Origin of the sequence: Paraburkholderia sp. Ac-20347 (genome assembly GCF_017104805.1) — a bacterium.
GTDB classification, from domain to species: Bacteria; Pseudomonadota; Gammaproteobacteria; order Burkholderiales; family Burkholderiaceae; genus Paraburkholderia; species Paraburkholderia tropica.
Window position 1 is genome coordinate 1 of sequence record NZ_JAAGPN010000160.1, and the last position, 18,738, is coordinate 18,738.

Consider the following 18,738-nt stretch of genomic DNA (forward strand, 5'->3'; position numbering starts at 1 on the left):
TGCCAACATGCTCACCGTAATCACTCCGGTTCTCCTGCTTGGCGTCCAAGCAGGCATTGAACATGTGGGTCAGTTTTCGATGCAAATTTCTAGTGGAAGTGGGTCAGTTTTGCACGCACCTCAACAGTCTGACCATCGGCGGTCACGATGAACTGCTCGGACGTGCCATTGAACTTGTAGTACCGGCCCTTCTGCTCGCCCGAACCGAGGTGATGCACATCGGCAACCGTCACGTTGATCACGCTCGGCGAAAACTTGAAATACGTCTGGCCCCCCTCGTCGAACACGGACTCGAGATGCGCGGCGTTGCCCGCCGGAAAGTCGTACACCGTGCCCGCGTTGCGCGCGACCTCAACGTGGTTCGTCGCATCGGCAACGACGAAGCGATCTGCGCGGTCAATCGTCATCACCCCGGCGTCCGCATCCCACTTCGGGTGCAGCGATTTGCCGTCAGCCGTGGTGAATTTCAGGTCCTTCGGCTTCGAGACGAAACGGATCTGCGTGTGCGTGTCGTCGCCGTCACGGATGGCGTTTGCGCCGAAGTACTTCGCGAGCAGGAACTCGGGCGCGGAAACGTCAGGCGTTCTTGTCGCAACGGTCGCGACCGGCTGCGACGACGCGGCCACCGCGTAATTCAGCGCACCGGACTTCTCGACGTCGCGGCGCAGACGCACGTGACGCGTGTCGAAGTCGACATCGGCGTAGAGTCCGCTCGCATTCATCAGGCGGTCCAGTGCGTGCAGCCAGTTCTCGCCCGGCTGCGTTTCGAAGCGCGTGGCGGCCGTTAGATCCACGTCCTTCTGCGCCGCGCCACTCCAGCCCTGTGGCACCAGCGCCTTGACCATCGAGGCAACTGGCATGTTCGCGTTGAGACTGCGCACGGGATCGAGCGCGCCGTGCTCGCCGATGAGCGCAAGACGGCCACTGAAGCCTGCGAACGCCACCGGCTGATCGTCGCCCGCACCGGGCACGACACCGTGCCCGCCGATGAAGCTGTTCGCGCGGTTCCACGTTGCGGTCGCGGTGTGGCCTGCCACGCTGTACTGGATCGACATGGGCGTGCCGTCGACCACGATATAGGGGCCTTCGGGATGGCTGCCTGCGACGGTGATGGCCTGCCCCGCGCGCGGCTGGATGTAGGTCTTCGATCCGTCGTTGAAGATCAGTGCGGGCCGCTCGGCGATGCCAGCCGCGACCTCGTAGTCGAAATCGAACGGGTCGGTGTTGGCGGCATTCGCGAACGGCGCAGCCAGGAGCGCGCCGAGGATCACGATACGGATAACGGTCTGCTTCATAAGCCGGCGTTGATCTGGTTGAGGTGACGCACGAAACGCGCGAGATAGGCGCTGCCCGGGGCGGGGTTCGCGCTGTGGTAGTACGCGATCGCCTTCGCGACCGAGCGCGTGCTCTGGAAGTTCTCGTTGAGAATGGCCTCGGCCACGCGCACGTTCGTGGCAGGCGAAAGCGCGTCCCAGGGCGAGGCAAATCGCTGGTGGTGATACCGCCAGTTGATCTGCATGATTCCGACGTCGAAGTCAGACCGGCCTGCCGCGATCAGCGCGCGCATCGCGCCATACGCGTCTTCGCGCGTGCGAAAGAAGAAGCCCCGGCCCGCGACGTTCAGCGTCCACGGCCACGCGCGGCCGTTGTAGGCCGACTCGTTCAGCGCAATGCCCGCGAGCACCTTCGGATCGACACTGGTATGCAGCAGTTCGAACGGCGTGACCACGCTCGCGCACGCCCAGCCGCCACGGCCTTCGGTCATCGCCGCCTGCGCGTCGTCGTCGAGCTCGGGCGGTTGCAGCCAGCCGCTGCGCACCATCAGGCCCGCGAGCGACACATCACGGGCATCCACTGACACGGTCATGCCCGCATCGTTGGAACTGCGCACCGGTTGCCCGAGCAGCGGCGCCGCCCATTCGTCAAACGGCGCAAGGCCGCAATACAGGACCGGCTTGCCGTCGAGCGTCGCCACCTCGCGCGCGCCGCCCGAACCGAGAACGAGCGAGACCGGGCTGATCACCTGTGTGATCGACTCCGCGTGCGCAGAAGCGGCGCACGCCAGCGTGAGGCACAGGGATGCAAGCGCGCGCCTAGCCACGGTACGGCTCCAGGTGAATGTCGCGGTTCACCTTGATCATGAAGCGGTCGCCCGGCTTGAGCGTGATCGTCGGCGGGATGTTCTGGTAGCGGCTCAGGATCGACTGCGCGGTTTGCGCGGCCACCTGCCCGGCCGTATTGCCGACCTGAGTGACGCCATACGGGCCACTCGTCGTCGAGCTCGTGTCGCTGCCGTCGAAACGGTTGAGCAGGGTGGCGGTGATAAACGACGCGCTGTAGATCTTCCAAAAGTGGTTGTTGACGTCACCCGAGAAGCCCGCGTAGCCGTTCTGGTCCGCGCCCTGCGCGCCATAGAGCGGCACCTGCTTGCCGTTGGGCAGGCGCATCTCGGTGGCGGCAACGAGGATGCTCTCCTGCCCGACCTTGATGTCGCTCTGGTACGGCGCGGTGATCATCGTGCCCTTCGGGATCATGAGACAGGTGCCCGTGAGGCTGTCATAGATATCCTGCTCGACCATCAGCGACGCTGTACCCGGCCGGTCGGAGTTTTCGCCTTCGGTCACGAGCACGCCGATGTGATGCGGCGGCGAGAGCGTGCACGCGCCCGACTGGCCAACGAAGCCCGCGCTCAGAAAGCCTTCGCCCGACGCTGACTGCGCTTTCGCATCCTTGATGAACTGCAGATCGCGCTGGGCGGACGAAGTCGTCGAAGCCGTGTTGCCCTGCCCCATAGCCGCGCTCAGCGCCTTGGCCTGCGCTTCAGCCGCGCCCGTCGCCGATTGCTGGGCCGCGGCCGCCTGCACCGCCATCTGCGCGGGCGTCATCACGCCCGGGACGCCGGGCTGACCGGTCGACTGCGCATTCTGCTGTTCGCTGACCTTTTTGCCCGGCGTGAAGATGGGCGAGGCGTAGATGGCGTCGACATTCGCCTGTGTGCCGAGATTGGGCGACGTCGTTTCCTTCGCGAACTGATCCACCGAAAGCGCGGGCTTCGTGGCCTGCGCGGGCGTGGATGCGCCGGCAGCCGCACGCGCCCTGCGTTCGGCTTCGCGCGCAGCGGCCTGCTGGTCCTGGATGATCTTGTCGATGTCTTCGCCGCTATGCGTGTGATCGACCGACGCAGCCATCTTTGCGGCCTTCTCGGCCTTTGCGTCCGCATCGGCCTGGCTCGCTTCCTTCGACTGGTAGTAGAAGCCAAGGCCGCCAATGACCAGCGCGAAGAGCATGCCGACGGCGAGCAGCGCGCCGCGTGGCGACTTGCCCTTGGTGACGCGCTCCTGATCGGTCGGCTGGGGGTTCTGGTTCGACATGCTCAGAACCCGAAGATGCCGCGGCGACCGCGCGTGATCGTGACGTCGTCGCTTCCGGCGCGCAGCACGATCTTGTTGGCGAGCTGCTGCACGACGATGTACTGGCCGCGGCGGATAAAGTTGGGCGCGATGTCATCGCCGTGATCCTTGACGATCGGCACGGCAAAAGGCGCATCGGCGGGCAGACGCAGCCAGACGAACTTGCCGTCATCGAAGACCGTCTCGGGCTTGAACGGCGCCGAGCCCGAAATCGTGTATTCGAAATTGAGCTTCTCGGGCGAGACGCCGAGCGGCCCCGAGTCGGTCGAGCTGCCGTGCTCTGCATCTGCACCGGCATCCACGCCAGCGCCTGTTCCTGCTCCGATGCCCTGCCCGATCCCGGCCGCATCACGCGCACGCGCCTTCGCCAGCAGCGACTGCTGATAGTGGAAGCGCACGCTCTGGTAGAACAGGCCACCGACCGGTGACGAGACGAGCGTGAAGTCGTAGTCGCGCAGGTTCGTCGTGATGTGCATCGTATTCACGAGCGACGGGCGCATCGGCTTGATGTACAGGTGGTTCGCGTTATCTGAATCCCACGTCCACGACACCGTGTCGCCAAATGCCGGATCGGAAACCAGCTTCTCGCCCGGGGCAAACTCGATCGTCGTGAGCTTCGCGGGCGCAGCCATCACCCGGTAGATCTGGTCGCGGCTGTAGTTGAAAACCACGATGCGCGCGTCGTTGGGCATCGTCACCGGATCGACACCGGTGTTGTACGGGTTCACCGGGCTCATCGGGTCGCCGATGATCGAACCGACATCGAGCGGGCCAGAGAGCGTCTGCAAGGACTGCGTCTTGCGCGCGGCGTGCGCGGGGACGGAGAACGCGAGCGCGCAGACGAGCGCGGCAAGCGGCACGAGGGAGCGGGATGCCGGGTTCGTCATGCGGTTTTTTGAAGCGTCCAGAATGGGAAGAAGATCCCGAAGGGGTTGGTGCCGATCGCGTCGTCGGAACTGGCTGGAACGATCTGGTAGCGCAGCGTCAGCGCGTAGCGCACTTCAACGGGTTTGTCAGACGGGAACTGGGTGGTGGTCGTCGTGAATTCGACAACGACGGTCGAGTCATCGAGGACGGACACGTTGATGACCTTCACTTCGCGAACGAGCTTGGGGTTGGCCGTGATGGTCTGGAATGGCGCGTCCTGCTTGAGCCAGGCGGCGAACTGGTTCTTGCCGTTGTCGACCATCTGCGCCTTGACGGCGTTGATGTTGCGAGCAAGACGGGACGTCTCGATGGTCGGCGTGAGCACGGGCTCGATCGTGAACCAGTATTCGACTGACTCGGAGACGGACTTCCGCAGCGCCTGATCGTCGGGCTTGTAGGCGGCGAGCTGGCGCACGAGCGGGTGCCCGCCCGCATCGGCGGAGACGCCGTAAGCCTTCACCACGGACGGCGGCGGCTGACGGGTCCACACTGCCCCGCCTGCGATGGCCGCGAGTACAAAGCAGAAGAGCTTCCAGTGGTTCGCTTCGACGCGCAGGCGCGTGCCTTTATCGAAGATGATCTTTTCGGGATCTTCTTCGGAGTAGCCGCCCGGAGCTGTGGACAGGGCGATCTGCTTTTTGGAACGACGGAAGAGAGGCATGACGCGCGCGCGCAAGACGAGTTGGTTCGCGTCAATTGAATCAGTGCGGCACCCCACGCTTTGGGGCAAAAGCCGAACTATTTTGCATACCATTACGCCGCGCTGCGTTTCGCGAGCCGAGGTGACAAGCGCCTGTCGGTGTTTTCGCGAAATGGTGCGGTTTTCGTGCAGCTTTTGACCAAACTGTAACGGTCGGTCGGTGTTACTTTTTGTCCCAACAATCCCACACCTATCGCGAAACAACTCCTTTCTAATAATCAACGACTTGTGCGCGAAATGTCTCTCTCAGGTGACAAGTGCCTGTCGCCTTTGATTCTTATAAGGAAAGAATCAACATTCCGATCGTGCCAAAACATCGGCGATTGTTTAGCACCCGATGGGGAATCGCGCCGTCAAGCAATGATAGGTCGCGGACTTGACAAGCTTTCTCGCGAACTATCTTGAGAGAGCCCTTCGCTACCACTTTGACACCATGGAACAACTCTTCGTCGTCCCGCAATCACTGAACAAACGCACTGCGCGCTCCATGCACGCTCAAATGCAGGATTTGGATATTTCCCGGTATGAAGTCGGGCTTTTCTATCGCGGAGTTCTGCGACAACAGATCTGGCCGTCGCAACGAGCGCTGGCGAAAGCACTCGGCATCTCGACCTCTAGCGTATCTCGTCTCATCGCACTGGCGAGCATTCCCGCGGCAGTGGTATCCGCGCTAGGAAGCCCAAACGAACTTTCGTTTCGTGTGGGTGAGCTTGTGCTTGGAGCGCTCAAAGTGTCCGGCGAACGCGCAGTGATCGAGAGAGCGATGGAAGCGAAGCGGTTGGGCTACCAAGAAGTTGAGGAGCGTATCGAGTACATCGTGTCTGATCGGGTACCGCAACAAAACGTCGGGGGAATTCGAGTTCGACTTGCGCGGGATAAGCAGAGCTTGCGTGTGGAAATGCCTCAGCTCTTGCGCTTGATGCCGCATCTTTCAGCCCTTGAAGAGTGGCTATCCAATTCGATTACTTTCTTTGAAGCGTCGGTACTCAGCAAAGTGGCCGTCGCGGCCCACGATGCACGCGGGGCCCGGCGGTCACCCCTCGATCGAACGGTCTCAACGGGGCAACAGAAGTCGGGCACTGAGAGGGTTAGACTTTAGCGTTCGGCCTGCGAATCACAAAACAAGAGCCGACGTGCTGCCACAGCTAGCGCGCCCTACCCTTTGCTACACGCGCTTTGTTATACACAAAGCCAGCAAAACCATCGCGGAGGTCCGGGTAGCGCTCAAACATCGTCTCGGAAAAATCTCCTGAGACGTCAATGCCCAGTCGACGCAATGTGAGCTTGCCTGCCGCACTAGCCTTGAACGTTCGACGCAAATCATCCCGCTGCTTTGACGTTGCTTCTTGGTAGATTTCCCAACCGCGGCGCACCTCATCGACGATGCGATTTTGCGCATGTACATCCTGAGCCGCGACTTGCAGAGCCATACGTGTTTCCACATGCTCTCTTGCATCGGCTTCACGTCGTTCCGCAAGTGCGAGCGTCTCCTGCTGCTCTACCATCAGGCGTTCAGCGTCCGACACAATCCAGCGCTCCTTCAGGGCTTTCATGAAAAAGCCCGCAGGGCTTTTCGATACCTTGCCGAGCTTTAGACTGAAGCGAGTGCGCTCAATGGCCTGCTCTAAGCGTTCGTCCGTGTACGTGTCGCGATCCGACGCAATCTGACCAAATTGAACGCTGGAGAGCCCGAACTCTTGCTTGAGCGTTTCGTACAGCACTTTCGCTTGCTCGTGCGTATGTAACAAGCGCTCCTCGACGGCTTTACGTTCGATGCGGAAACGGAGGCGACCGATCTTTCGCGACCCCTGCTCATTGCGAGTTTCGAAGGACAGGCGGAGGTCGGAAACGGCATTGATCTGCTCGACAGCTGGTCCGAGCCAGTCGCGCTTGAAATATTTGAACTCCTTCGCCTTTGCACCGATCGCTCCCTGCCAAGACCGTAGTTCATCGAGAGTGAACCATTCGGTTACGCCCTCATCTGCATACGGCAGTAGGTGGTCGTACATCACTCGCGCATAGCTAAGCGTGAACAGTGAAGTGATGCGAAGACTCAACCAGTGCGATTTCCCGGGACCACGAATTATGCCAATGAGGTCGGGCGGAACTCGAAACTGGAAACGGCCGCCGGCGTAGGAAATGCGACCGATCAACTGTACAGAGCCGAACGGCTTTGTACCGTCGGCCTCGGCTTCCGCTGTAGCCTGGATTAGAGCTCTCTGCGCTTCAGTGATGACCTGCTCGAGGTGAGCGTTGTTGCGGCTTGAGTACCGCATGAGCCACTTAAAGTAGTCGAGTTCGACGTCATAGAGATCGTGAACGCCGGACTCCTGAGCCACCACAAAATAAGCAGCATCGATCAACCGCCGCGCGGCAACACCAAGATCCACGATCCGAATGAGGACGTTTTTTCGGGCAAAGCCGATATCTTTTCGGGCGGCTTCGACCGGTAGGTCTTCCCCTCGTGCATCGTCGAAAAGCGCCAACGCCAACTGCCTGGACGTGGCTACCTGCCCTCCTGCCGTCATTCGACTCCCCTCGCCATCGTGGCCGCATATTTGTGCCGTACGGTACCGACGGCAAGGTGCGCTGTCAACACAGATCACCTCACCTTACCCAGCGTAGCCGCTCAAATCACCTCACCTTTTGCTGATCGGATCACAACTTACCTCACCGTTGCCGCCCAAACACCTCACCTTACGGGCCTAAATACCTCACTTTTGCGGGGTAAACGCCTCACTCATACGCTCAATCAACAGCACCTTGGACACAAAATTCCTCACCTTGCGAAGCTAACCCATTGTTTATATTGACAGACACTGTCGCTGTTAGTGGTTGGTAGGTTTTATGTTTACAAAAACAAACTAACCCCTGTTTTGCAATAACTGAAATGTGTGCGCTCCTTCCGTGCCTTGGAGCTACCACCCAGCGGAGAAAACGAAGATGAGTCGTAAAAATCCGCGACCACAAGGTGAGGCGAATTGTGATCCATCGAGAAAGCTGCACAGGAACGCGCGACTTTTGCCGCCCTAAGGTGAGGTGTTTTGTGTTGCTCTAACCGGCGACGCAACGGGGATTGAGGCGGTGCTTCGTAGCTAGGACGGCCTTCGGCTGTCCTATGGACCGAAACCCTCCCGCTAAGCGGTTGAAATTCAAACCTTTTCGAACAATTTGCCCCAGTGGGCCTCGAAAGGGTCGAATGTAATGGCAATTCTTCGGCACGACGAGTATTCTACGGTTCGACGGGCGAATGCTGCCAAACCGTAGAAATGGAAGGTGGGCGTTCGAAAATCGCCTCACCTTTGATGAAAGGGAATTTCCAATATGAATTTAAGCGAGCTTCCAAGTATCGATCGACGGGTGAAACTCACGGATTTCAGTGAGTTTGCTGATCGTTTGAAAGTGATGACGGACGAGCTTCGCGATCAAATCTTGGCACCGCGTCCGCGGAAGAATGCTCCGGTCTTCACGATCGGAGAACTGTCGGAGCTTTGTGGCCTTGATCGACAGAAGATCAATTACCTTGCGACCAAGGACAGCAGTGACCTGCCGGCGGGCGAAACGCACGGAACTGGTCGAGCACGGATCTTTTCATTGAAAGACGCCCGGGAATGGGTGCAAAAGGTCTCGACGATTTATCAGACGCCGCTTGTCACCGGCACTCGGGAACAACGCGGCCGTGTGCTGACAACGGCAAATTTCAAGGGAGGATCGTGCAAGACTACGACCTCGATGTGCCTTGGTCAAGGTCTCAGCCTGCGCGGCCGCAAGGTGCTCATGATTGATTTGGATCCGCAAGCGTCGCTGTCGGAGCTCTGTGGGCTATACGCGGAGAAGGATATTAATTGGGACGATACTGTTCTCCCCTACATCTACGATCCGAACATCGAAGGTGGCCTCGGGTCGAAAGTCCAGAGCACCTATTGGGACGGACTGGACATTATCCCCGCGCATAACTATCTGCATGATGCGGAATTTCACCTCCCCGCTGAGCAGAAGACGAATCCAGGATTCAAGTTCTGGTCGATTTTGCGTAACGGCATCGAGCCGCTCCGTACGCAGTACGACTACATCATTATCGACACGGCACCGTCGCTGTCCTATATGACGTTGAATGGACTGATGGCGGCCGATTCAATGGTGATGCCTTTGGTCCCAGAGAGTCTCGACTTTATTTCTTCCTCGTCGTTTTGGTCGTTGTTCGCCGAGGTTGCGAATGGCTTTGCCGAGCACGACGTCGATAAGACCTATGACTTCGTTTCCGTGCTCCTCTCGAAGGTTGACTACGGAACGACGTCGTCCGCACCGGTCGTTCGCTCGTGGACACAACGAGCCTACGGCGATTGGCTCCACGCGATTGAGATCCCAGCTAGTTCGGTCATGAGTAATGGTGCGCTCGCATTCTCCACCGTGTTCGATTTGTCACGTGCCGACACTGTGGCGAAGACGTTGGCGCGGGTAAAGCAGCCACTAATGGATTACTGCAAGTGGATTGACGATCAATATGTTGCACAGTGGAGGGCCGGCCAATGAGCAGCCTGCGCGACCGCATGATGGCCAAAACGGCCGACGTTCGAGCAACGAAAGATATCAAGCTCGCCGAACAATCAGAGAAGAACAAGACGCCGCTTACTGCGCCTGGAATGGCAGGAGCGTTAGCACAAGCACAGCAGCGGATTTCCGAGTTGGAAAAGGCTGGCTTGCCATCAGAGGTGAGAGTTGCCGATATCGTTCCGAATCCTTGGCAGCCTCGCCAGGTGTTTTCCGAAAGCAAACTGACTCAGCTTGCAGAGTCGATTCGAGAGTCGGGCCTCGTTCAACCCATTGTTGTCCGACGTAAGGACGCTGGCTATCAACTTGTTGCGGGCGAGCGACGTTGGCGCGCGCACAAGATGATCGAGAGGGAGATCATTAAGGTCTTTGTGGTCGACCTTTCAGACGAAGAGATGGCGTTGCTTGCGCTCGTCGAAAACGTCGCGCGGGAAGATTTGTCGGACTACGAGATTTCGCGTTCGATTCGGCGAACGGAAAAGGAGTTTCCGAGTCGCAAGCGCGTCGCCGAAGCTTTGGGGATTTCGCGTTCGGAGCTGTATAGATTTCTCTCATTTGCAGAGTTACCGGACTTTGTCATTCGGGACTTGGATGTGCAACCACGGTTGCTCGGAGCCCATGCAGCCCAGAACCTGGTTTCAGTGCTGCGCGATCAAGACGAAAACGCATTCGAACTTGCTAAGCAAGCTTGGGTGAAGGTCGTCGCTGGCGATCTAGATCAAACAAAGCTCGCGAAGGCCATCAAGCAAGCAATCGAAGACAATGGGAAGACGGACCATAACGTTAGTGATCGAAAGATTGAGAAGATATTCGCCGGCGGAAACCAGGCCGGATCCATTACCCGCGATTCGGTGGGCCTCACCGTGAAAATTAGAGCGGGACTGCTCACCGAAGAAAAGGAAAGGCAAGTCCGAGAGCTAATTTCCCAGCTTTTCACTGGCGCGACATAAATTTTGTGTGAGCCACGAAGCCCGATTTATCGGGCTTTTTTTACGTCTTTTGTGTGGCGTGATGTACGGATATAACGCGACTCGATCATTCGGCTGAGAACCCCACGATAAAGGTGATGCAGATCTAAGTTTTCCCGATGGGGTGACTCTGTGGCGGAGGGGCATTTTCGTGTTGTTGGCGCTGCCCCCTTGAATCTGGAGTGTCCCCAATGGAGACACGGGCGATGAGTTTCTGGCGCTGAAACAGACATGCGCTGGCTGAATCGGATCTGCTCCAATGAAAACCTAGCGCAGTCGCTAGCTTACGTGACGCTACCTGTGGTGCGCGGCTTGGAGGCGCTTTCATCGCGGACACGCGGCGTGTGCTACTGGAGATGAATACGTGTCATCTCGCTTCGTGGCTGTGTGTCTCCAATGGAGACACACACGGTCAGCGGGCTGTTCCGACTTATGGCCAGAGAGAGGCGGCCCTTCAGCCCGGTTATAAGCCGAGTATGGAAGCTGTTGCGGTGTCCGTGCTTGTGTCGGATTATTTTGGCGTCGTACTTTCGGCCGAAATTCGGAGCGTGAGGCAGAGTGGCGGGAGACAAGGGAGCAACTCCAACCGATAGTGTCTCCATTGGAGACACAGGTTCGCGCTTGCTGGAAACAGCATAGTGCTCAGTGTTCAAGCGGGCGCGCGGATATATGTCGCTGGCGTTTCCCGCCCTGCATGGCCGCAATGGCGTGGCGCTTAATGCGACTGGTACAACTCTTGTGGGGACATTACCTTGGGAGGCTCTGCTCAAAAGTAACCTTTGTTGAGCAAATACCTATGTGCGCCGAGACACTCTGACAGCTCCGAGCGCGTTGATCTGAAATGAATGGCCAGAAGCACTAACAACGCTCAGGCGGATAAATGTGTCTCCATTGGAGACACTTCGTAGTGCGCCTAACAGTCCGTCTTGCCTTGCCGCAACGATCGGTTCGCGTTGATACGCCTGTGACGTGGGCTGCGATGAGTATTAAGGCGCATAGCCGGACATTTGCCCGGAGATTGCGAAGCGTTAGCCTAAGACTCCGGTTTAATCCCGGACTTCGTCCGCAAAGTCCGGGATTAAACCGGAGTTCCAAATGGTGAGATTAGGGCGATTGCGAGGTGTTTGTCCCACTTCGCCCAGCCGCGACTTTCGTGCGGTCGGTACCGACATTTGTAACTCCCCCGCGTTAGTAAGTCTAAGCGAGTGTGTATTAGCGATTGCCCCGTTTCATGGTCGGCGAGATTGCGGAGCTCGGCGGCGCGGTCGATGCTGGTGAGGTTTAACGAATCTTTTAGCTGGCGATCTTTGGAGTACCAAAGATACGGGGGGAAGAACTTAGAAATCTGTGCACTCAAGCAAGATCCGCGAATGCCCGCGTGACTATGCGTCAAGTATCAGCGCGCGCGACTTGTGGCGAGTTGGAGCAACCTTTTCACACTATCGCGGGCGGCCACTGGTTCGCCTGCCGCGCATGCGCTGCTACTTCGTCCATGCCGGCGTTCCGCACGCAGCCACGTTACAGTTTTCCACACTGCAGTGCAGACGCGTAGGCCTGCTTCGCAAATTTCGAGCGCCGTACCGCACCTCGAGAACTCGGAGGCGCTCGGTTAACCGCCCGCCGAGAAGCCTAGGGACAATCTGGGAGAACTGGAGCAACTTGGCTATTTCCTCGAACAGGAACCAGTGTCTGTCGCGATCAGCGCGCAGCCGTCGGATGTCCGGCCGCGCTCGGCAGTTCGTGCACAGCTCGGCACGCTCTTTCGACATTACGATGGGGGCCGGATGGGAGACGACCCGCGCGGGGAGGTTTCGGACTTTCCAACAGCGTGCTTGCGTGGCTGCTGACCGGGGTACGATCGCTAGGAGCCGCAGCGGACTATTAGCGGAAGACAGGAACCCGGCCTACCTTTCGACGGTGATGTAGAACAGGGAGGTTGCGATGCACAGCAACTCGCTGCCGGAGCGTTGGATAGGTGGATGTTAGTCGGCCGAGCGAATGTGTGCAGTGCGAGTGTACGGCTCACCCTCGGCGGCGGGGCTTGGAGGGGCCGATGTAGATGCTGAAATCGTCGAGCGCTTCTGCCTAGGGCGGTACGTTTGCTTGTCGCGCGTACCAGAAACAACCGTTCCGCTTCAGTGCGGGACTGTGAGAGGGGACATAGCCACGACTCCAACGGCGTTCGAGAGGCCGGTAGGCAGATAGGCGCGACTAGTGAGCCGGTTCGACGCCGTGCCGGGCGATGGCACCACCGCGGGATGCATGGCCCGGGTACTGGATCTGTCCTGGTCGCGAAACTTGCGTCGCACACGTCAGGCGTGTGACTAGTGGCGAACGCGGCGCCCAGTTCTGCGTTGGCGGGCGCACGCCAGTCGCGCACCGTGTGGGCAGCGGCGCGTGTGACGAACGCGCGGCTTCCGCATCGTCTAAAACATAGCGTTCGGGCATGCAGCCAGGATGCGGGTCGACAGCGGGGCGCAGGGCTTTATCCAACTACGTCATGCGATCGACGCGTGGAGTTCTACTTCTAGAAACGTCAGCATCCCCAACCTCTGCGCGAGCGCCATGCCGGTATCGGAGCCGGGCAGACTGAGAGATTCGCCGTGTGGCGTACACAGTTCATCCGCGCCCCTCACGCCCGGGAAAGTATCTCCTCGGGGCAAGCCGCCGAAGCTCATCTACAAGGTCCATCGCCGCCCCATCGCGGCAAAGGCCCTTGAAATGAGGGGGCAACGGATCACAGGGCCGCCGCCAGTCTGACACCTGTTTAGTTCCAACCTCGATGCGCTTGCCCGCGAAGTAGGACCCTCGGTACGGTTATGTGCGCTGGAGAGAAGGAGCGGATGTCCGTGGCCGCGATGGAGTCAGTCGTTCATTCGGCCATGTTATGGCGGGGGTGTGGCGCGGATTAGCCTTCGCCGAAGGCTATCCGTGGAACAATAAGGGTGCATTTAAGTGATTTATCTAAGTAATTGATTTTCAATAATAATCAACCGATTTTCGGACGATGTTTCACGTGAGGCTCCCATCAGAATGGTCGAAACGCCACGCGCGCGCTCCGCGGTTCGATACTACTCGGTTGCCGATGATGATTGTAGTGATTGATACGTATTTTGTAATTGAAATACGTCGATCGTGTGCTCAAGTATTCTCGGATCTCAACAGGAGGCCGCTCATGTATCGGAAGCCGTTCCGGGGCGGCGTGGCAGACGCTAAAACCAGGCGCTCGCCGCGCCAGCGGCCTTGCCACGAAGGCCCACGTCGGACCCGAAAACCCTGCGCGCCGCAGTCGACCACGTCGACGAGCAGCTGGACGGCGCACGGGCGTGCGACATCGCTGCGGTGTGGACCGAGCTTAGGGAGGATGTCGTGTTGGTGGGCATCACTTAACGGGATATCCAGTACGCGCGGGGCGATGAGCGGCCTTCGTGTGCGCCCGCGAAATACTGCTATCCCCCATCGGAAAAAACTGATCGGGCCGAGGCCTACGTTAGCTAGGGCTCGCCGAAACTGGACGACAACCACGTATGGAAGCACGCCTGCCTCAGCTCTCGAAGCTGGGCAAGAAGAAAGGGACCGTAGCTGACCAGGAAGGTGAGCGAAATTGTGCGTGTCTGATACTGGGTCGGTTCCGACGAACGGAGCAGGCATGCGCCCGATGAATCAGTCGGATAGTCCTCCAGCGCCAGCCCTGCAAAGATAGCGCGAACGATCCCGAGAGCGTCAACGGTTTTGATCTAGTTGCCCTACGCGTATCAGCGTGTTGTGCACACGCATAACGCGCAGTTCAACGTTTCGTAACGGAGTGAAACGAAACGCGCCCCTCCCGTCAGTGTGAGCAGCGGTATAGCGTAGGTCCCCTCCGGGCGGCGCTTGCAGTTCAGCAGGCTTCGCTCGACGCAGATGCGCCAACCCGGCGGACTCGTTACTAACTGCGATGGGAAATAGGCAAGGGTGAGAGCACAACGAAAGGTGTTCCGACAATCCGAACACTCTCGCACTTCAAAAAACAAGTCATTACGCTGGGATAAGCGTCGACTGCTTGTGCCGCGATCTCATGCGATTTCGACCGCGCTTTTACCTTGATCTCAGAGTTGAAAGCGTCGCCCGTTGTCGTCAGAACCACCCGCTGGAGTTAGTGGATTTGCGAACGGGCAATTCGACGTAGATCGTCGAGGGATGTCTCGCGTGCGGGCAGACGAAGCGCTAGCACCCTCGCACGAATACACAAAATGAACCATCCGGCGTCCCGTCAACTGAAAGTCGGCCCGCGTACAATATAGGGGTACACTTCACGAAACTTTAAATGGTGCACAGCACTCCCGATATGGCGAACGCACCCTTGACGTCCTCGGTTAGGCAGATAGAGTCCGTTTGTCTGTTGCAGAAAGAGTCGAGGCTCCTCAACGTGGTGGACTACGCTGAGTAGCACAAACGCGCTCGCAGGTATGCAGCGCACCAAATATACGTTCGAAGCATATAGCAATCAAACGCAGTCGAACGAATAGACTGTCAGGGATTTGAATAACAAAAGCTCAGGCCGATGTGAATGGGCAAATTGTCCCTGAATGACCAAGAGAGAGACCAATTGATAACTTCGTTTTCCGTCGAGAACTACCGAGCATTCGCACGTCGCCAAAGCATCGATGTGCGACCTATCACTTTGTTTTTTGGATGGAACAGCGGTGGAAAAAGCGCATTAGTACGGTTTCTCCCCCTGCTTGCGGAAACCGTAGCCGCGGACGTCGCTCCGATCTGGCTTTCCGGAAATGTCGGACGCCGAGCGACTTGGCCGGAACTGGTGTGCGGGGCGACCCGAACGCTCTCGTTATGGCCTACGCTCGTTACTTTGAGCAATTGGGTGGCCGCATTCTGCTCGGAGACGCATTGACTTTACGCCAAAACTGGAGCGTTGAGACTGCTGAAGGCCGTATTGACGCCAAGTCGGTGGTGGTCTCGCTTGGCCCGTGGTCTGATGTTATTTGCTCGAAGCTCGGCTAATGCCACGCAGTTTTCGAGCTCGCTTCGATGACGGCGTGGGGCAACGCTGGATAGAACCACTTCACGGTGGCGGTAGCGATGCGATAGCCCGACTACGTTCGCGCTTTGTAAATCCTGCGCAAAAGCTGAGAACCTACTTTATGTTCGACAGTGACCGCCTCCATCCCACTGAAAGTGAGGAAGATTGGGATGGACAATCCCCTGACGGTCGACCTGCAACTTGTCAAGCGTTTCACTGGGTACCCGAAGCACGGGAGCACATTCCGCAACGATTTTGGATGCTGGAGCGCCGATTTATCGAGTCTTATATGCCGCAGGACGAGTTGCACGACGAGAAGCAAGACGCGGCGGAAGCGTGGGCTCGGCTGACCGATGACCAACGGTGGTTCTTCAATATGAAAGAAGGTTTTCGGAAGGATGCAAAGCGCGATGACGCATGTCGTGCACGCGATTTGTTTGCGAACGTGTCTGAAGAAGATAGAAATGCCTTGAGCGGCGGCTTTGGGAAAAAACTCGCCGATCGGTTTCAACGAAGGCCTGACCATAATTTCAATTGGGACGTCGCGGCGATAGCAGAAGCTCGACGCGAGATTCCTAACCTCATGCGCTTGCTCTAATTCAAAATGATCGAGAGCCTCACTGCGCTTGCGTCGGAGAACTCAAATCCGAGCTTGCGAAGTCTTCTGGAAGATGTGCTACGTGGACATATCCGCGTGCCTCGCTTTCAGCGCCCATTCATTTGGACCGATGAGCAACGTCTCGAACTTTTGGCATCTGTACGCGATGGGATGCCGATTGGGAGCTTGTTGGTGTGGCGGACTACAAAGTTCGAGCTCGCGACGTTTCCCAACGTAGGGGCGCATCGGATACCGGCACTCGTCGGAAACCCTTCGTTAGGACGGCAGTATCTTTTAGATGGTCATCAGCGGGTTTCTACGCTGCTCGGGCTGCTTCTGCGCGGGCCAGAAGAGGATATTATTCACGATGCTGAAGAAGATATTGACTGGGCTGTCGAATATGATTTGGATAGCGAAGAATTTGTTTTTCGCAGTCGCCGCATAAGAGCACGGCGGAACGCGCCGCTGCTGCCGCTCTGGACGCTGTTTGACGGCCGGCTCGTCAATAAGCATATGCGGATGATGAGAAAGCAGTTTGAGCCAACTTCTGAAGATTCGTTCGACCGTTGGGAAGCGAGAGCAGATCAACTGTCCTACCAATTTCAGCAGTTCCGGGTGCCGATTGTTGCTATGGTCACAGACGACTTGAACTTGGCGGCAAAGGCCTTTCAGCGGATCAATAGTTTGGGCACGCCCATGTCTGAGGCCCATCTTGTTGCCGCGCTATCTTGGCGTCCGGAATTTGATCTTCGGGAACGGATCGAAGACATCCGCGAATCACTGAGTCCGGAATGGCGCACCATTGAGGACAACATCTTTCTGCAGGTTTGTAAGGGCCTTTGCGGTTTGGACCTTACGCGCCCGGGACAGGCAGAGCTCGTCAAAGCCATCGAAACCAACAATGAGCTCCTTCCCTTGGCATCAATTGGTCTACAGGGAGCGATTAGTCTTCTTGATCAGGCGGGCGTCACGCATGCTGAATTACTTCCCTACAGTTATCAGTTAACGCTGATTGCAGTTGCCCTGGCGAATCGGGCCCCTCTTAGTGATCGGTCTCGAAGAGCCATTATCAAGTGGTTCTGGCGAACCAGTTGGGCAGAGACATTTGCGACGTCAAGTTTTCGCCAGGTTCGCGCGCAGCAACAGTCGTTGATTGCCGCAATCGAGGGATCGGAAGACGTGGTGGCGCAGTGGGAATTCCCTGAACGATTGCCGCATCGTTTCGATTTCAGGTCGGCCAGATCGCGTCTTCTAATGATTCGAATGGCGATGCATCTCGGAGACGAAGGGAGATGGCTCCTATCGACGAACGGACGCGCTGCGATGGTACGGCTGATTCGACCACCGTCGGATGCCTCGGCGAATCTCAAAAAGCTCTGTCAGGGGCCCGGAAATCGCTTCTTAATTGAGCCGCTTAATGCGGAAATGTTGCATCATTATTTGTGGTATGACGGCGAAGAAGACGATTTTCTTCAGCGACACTTTGTCGATGCTGATATGGCGTTCGCATACCGCAGGGGAGACTGGGAGCTATTTCTGCAACTGCGCAGCGAAGCGATTGCCCAATGGGATTTATCCGAATGGATGGCCATTGCCGGCTCGGGATCGTTGCCTGATTTGGGCTTATCCCAGCGCGTTGAGGTACCACAATTCTATGATCTCGGGCCTCGCCGATTTAAATTACGAATAGTGGGCCCACAGCGGCAACCAGTTTTTGGTGCAGACGTATGCCTGCTTGATTCTCGCGGCTTCACTGTTGAAACCAAGTCGGACGAGAATGGGAGTCTATCGATAGGTTTCGACGAAACCGAGACGTACCATCTGCTTATAGCGGGTAGCGGGAGCGAGGGGTTTTGCCACTATGGACAGATACCAGAGAACGGTGGAGATTTGCAACTAGAACCTCTCAAGCAGGGGGGGTCAATCATTTCCAAAGGCAAGATACAGATACCGTGGCTTGGTGGTACGTTCGCGCTGGAGGGTTTCGAGGGCGATCAGTTCCTCCTCGACATGAATGACTTGGCACGAATCGATTATGCAGGCGGCCGATCGGTTCGCTTGAACGAGAGCTTTGAATTGATTGATAGCCGGGGCGGCCGTGCAACTTTTCGAGTCAGATTCTTTAACGGATGGCTGTCTCTCGTCGACTACACCATTTCGGGAACTAGTGCGCCAATGCTCAATGGTCTGTAGTGGCGATACTAGTTGAGGTCAGCCGTATGCAAATGTACTGTCGGGCGGCCGTTTGCTTGGCGGAGCCGACGTCCGAACGTCCGGTCGACAGTATGGGAGGATGACGGTTTATGGCCGAGGCCGTGTAAAAACGCGCAGAACTGCTGACCGGTGACGCCCAGTTGGGCGCGCAGTTGTTTTCGGCCGAGGCGCGAGCAGATGAAGTGATCGTGTTTTACGGGCAAACAGCATCGGCGCGCGAGCTTATCGGATGCGACGTTCTATAACTGGCGTAGTCGCTACGGCGGCATGGATGTGTCGGAAGCGCGACGCTTGCGGCAACTGGAAGAGGAAAACCAGCGGCTCAAGCGGCTGGTCGCAGACCAGGCGCT

Annotated in this window: 11 protein-coding genes and 2 pseudogenes; 7 read left to right on the forward strand and 6 right to left on the reverse strand. The window is 57.8% G+C overall.

Annotated features, from left to right (window positions below; genetic code table 11):
• Nucleotides 1-89: 89 nt before the first annotated feature.
• From G3N97_RS25420 to G3N97_RS25440, 5 genes are all read right to left on the reverse strand, one after another.
• Nucleotides 90-1,295, reverse strand: coding sequence for a hypothetical protein (locus G3N97_RS25420; RefSeq protein ID WP_205995826.1), 1,206 nt, complete (start codon nt 1,293-1,295; stop codon nt 90-92).
• Nucleotides 1,292-2,101 (reverse strand): transglycosylase SLT domain-containing protein, encoded by an 810-nt coding sequence (locus tag G3N97_RS25425; protein WP_205995828.1) that lies wholly within the window; start codon nt 2,099-2,101, stop codon nt 1,292-1,294. The genes G3N97_RS25420 and G3N97_RS25425 overlap by 4 nt, the downstream gene beginning before the upstream one ends.
• Nucleotides 2,094-3,371 (reverse strand): TrbI/VirB10 family protein, encoded by a 1,278-nt coding sequence (locus tag G3N97_RS25430; RefSeq protein WP_205995830.1) that lies wholly within the window; start codon nt 3,369-3,371, stop codon nt 2,094-2,096. Before G3N97_RS25430 ends, G3N97_RS25425 begins: the two co-directional genes overlap by 8 nt.
• A gap of 2 nt (nt 3,372-3,373) precedes the next feature.
• A complete protein-coding gene (locus tag G3N97_RS25435; RefSeq protein WP_241030824.1) occupies nt 3,374-4,147 on the reverse strand; it encodes a TrbG/VirB9 family P-type conjugative transfer protein in 774 nt (257 codons plus the stop codon).
• 146 nt (nt 4,148-4,293) lie between these two features.
• Complete coding sequence (locus G3N97_RS25440) at nt 4,294-4,998, reverse strand: type IV secretion system protein (RefSeq protein ID WP_205995835.1); 705 nt, start codon at nt 4,996-4,998, stop codon at nt 4,294-4,296.
• 472 nt (nt 4,999-5,470) lie between these two features.
• On the opposite strand from G3N97_RS25440, the gene G3N97_RS25445 reads away from it, so the two are divergent.
• Nucleotides 5,471-6,136 (forward strand): hypothetical protein, encoded by a 666-nt coding sequence (locus G3N97_RS25445; protein WP_205995837.1) that lies wholly within the window; start codon nt 5,471-5,473, stop codon nt 6,134-6,136.
• Between the two features lie 46 nt (nt 6,137-6,182).
• Here G3N97_RS25445 and G3N97_RS25450 read toward each other — a convergent pair whose 3' ends face one another.
• Nucleotides 6,183-7,565: a replication initiation protein gene (locus G3N97_RS25450; protein ID WP_205995839.1), complete on the reverse strand. Its 1,383-nt coding sequence runs from the start codon at nt 7,563-7,565 to the stop codon at nt 6,183-6,185.
• Nucleotides 7,566-8,361: 796 nt separating this feature from the next.
• Here G3N97_RS25450 and G3N97_RS25455 point away from each other — a divergent pair.
• From G3N97_RS25455 to G3N97_RS25480, 6 genes and pseudogenes are all read left to right on the forward strand, one after another.
• Entirely contained in the window at nt 8,362-9,570 is a 1,209-nt protein-coding gene (locus G3N97_RS25455; protein ID WP_183708335.1) for an AAA family ATPase, read from the forward strand.
• Nucleotides 9,567-10,538, forward strand: coding sequence for a ParB/RepB/Spo0J family partition protein (locus G3N97_RS25460; protein WP_205995841.1), 972 nt, complete (start codon nt 9,567-9,569; stop codon nt 10,536-10,538). The genes G3N97_RS25455 and G3N97_RS25460 overlap by 4 nt, the downstream gene beginning before the upstream one ends.
• Nucleotides 10,539-15,368: 4,830 nt before the next feature.
• A pseudogene (locus G3N97_RS39620) lies at nt 15,369-15,554 on the forward strand (FAD-dependent oxidoreductase); the annotation flags it as partial.
• Between the two features lie 143 nt (nt 15,555-15,697).
• Nucleotides 15,698-16,174 (forward strand): hypothetical protein, encoded by a 477-nt coding sequence (locus G3N97_RS25470; protein WP_205995845.1) that lies wholly within the window; start codon nt 15,698-15,700, stop codon nt 16,172-16,174.
• Nucleotides 16,175-16,180: 6 nt separating this feature from the next.
• Complete coding sequence (locus G3N97_RS25475; protein ID WP_205995846.1) at nt 16,181-18,367, forward strand: DUF262 domain-containing protein; 2,187 nt, start codon at nt 16,181-16,183, stop codon at nt 18,365-18,367.
• A 231-nt stretch (nt 18,368-18,598) separates the two neighbouring features.
• Nucleotides 18,599-18,738, forward strand: a pseudogene (locus G3N97_RS25480) (transposase); the annotation flags it as partial.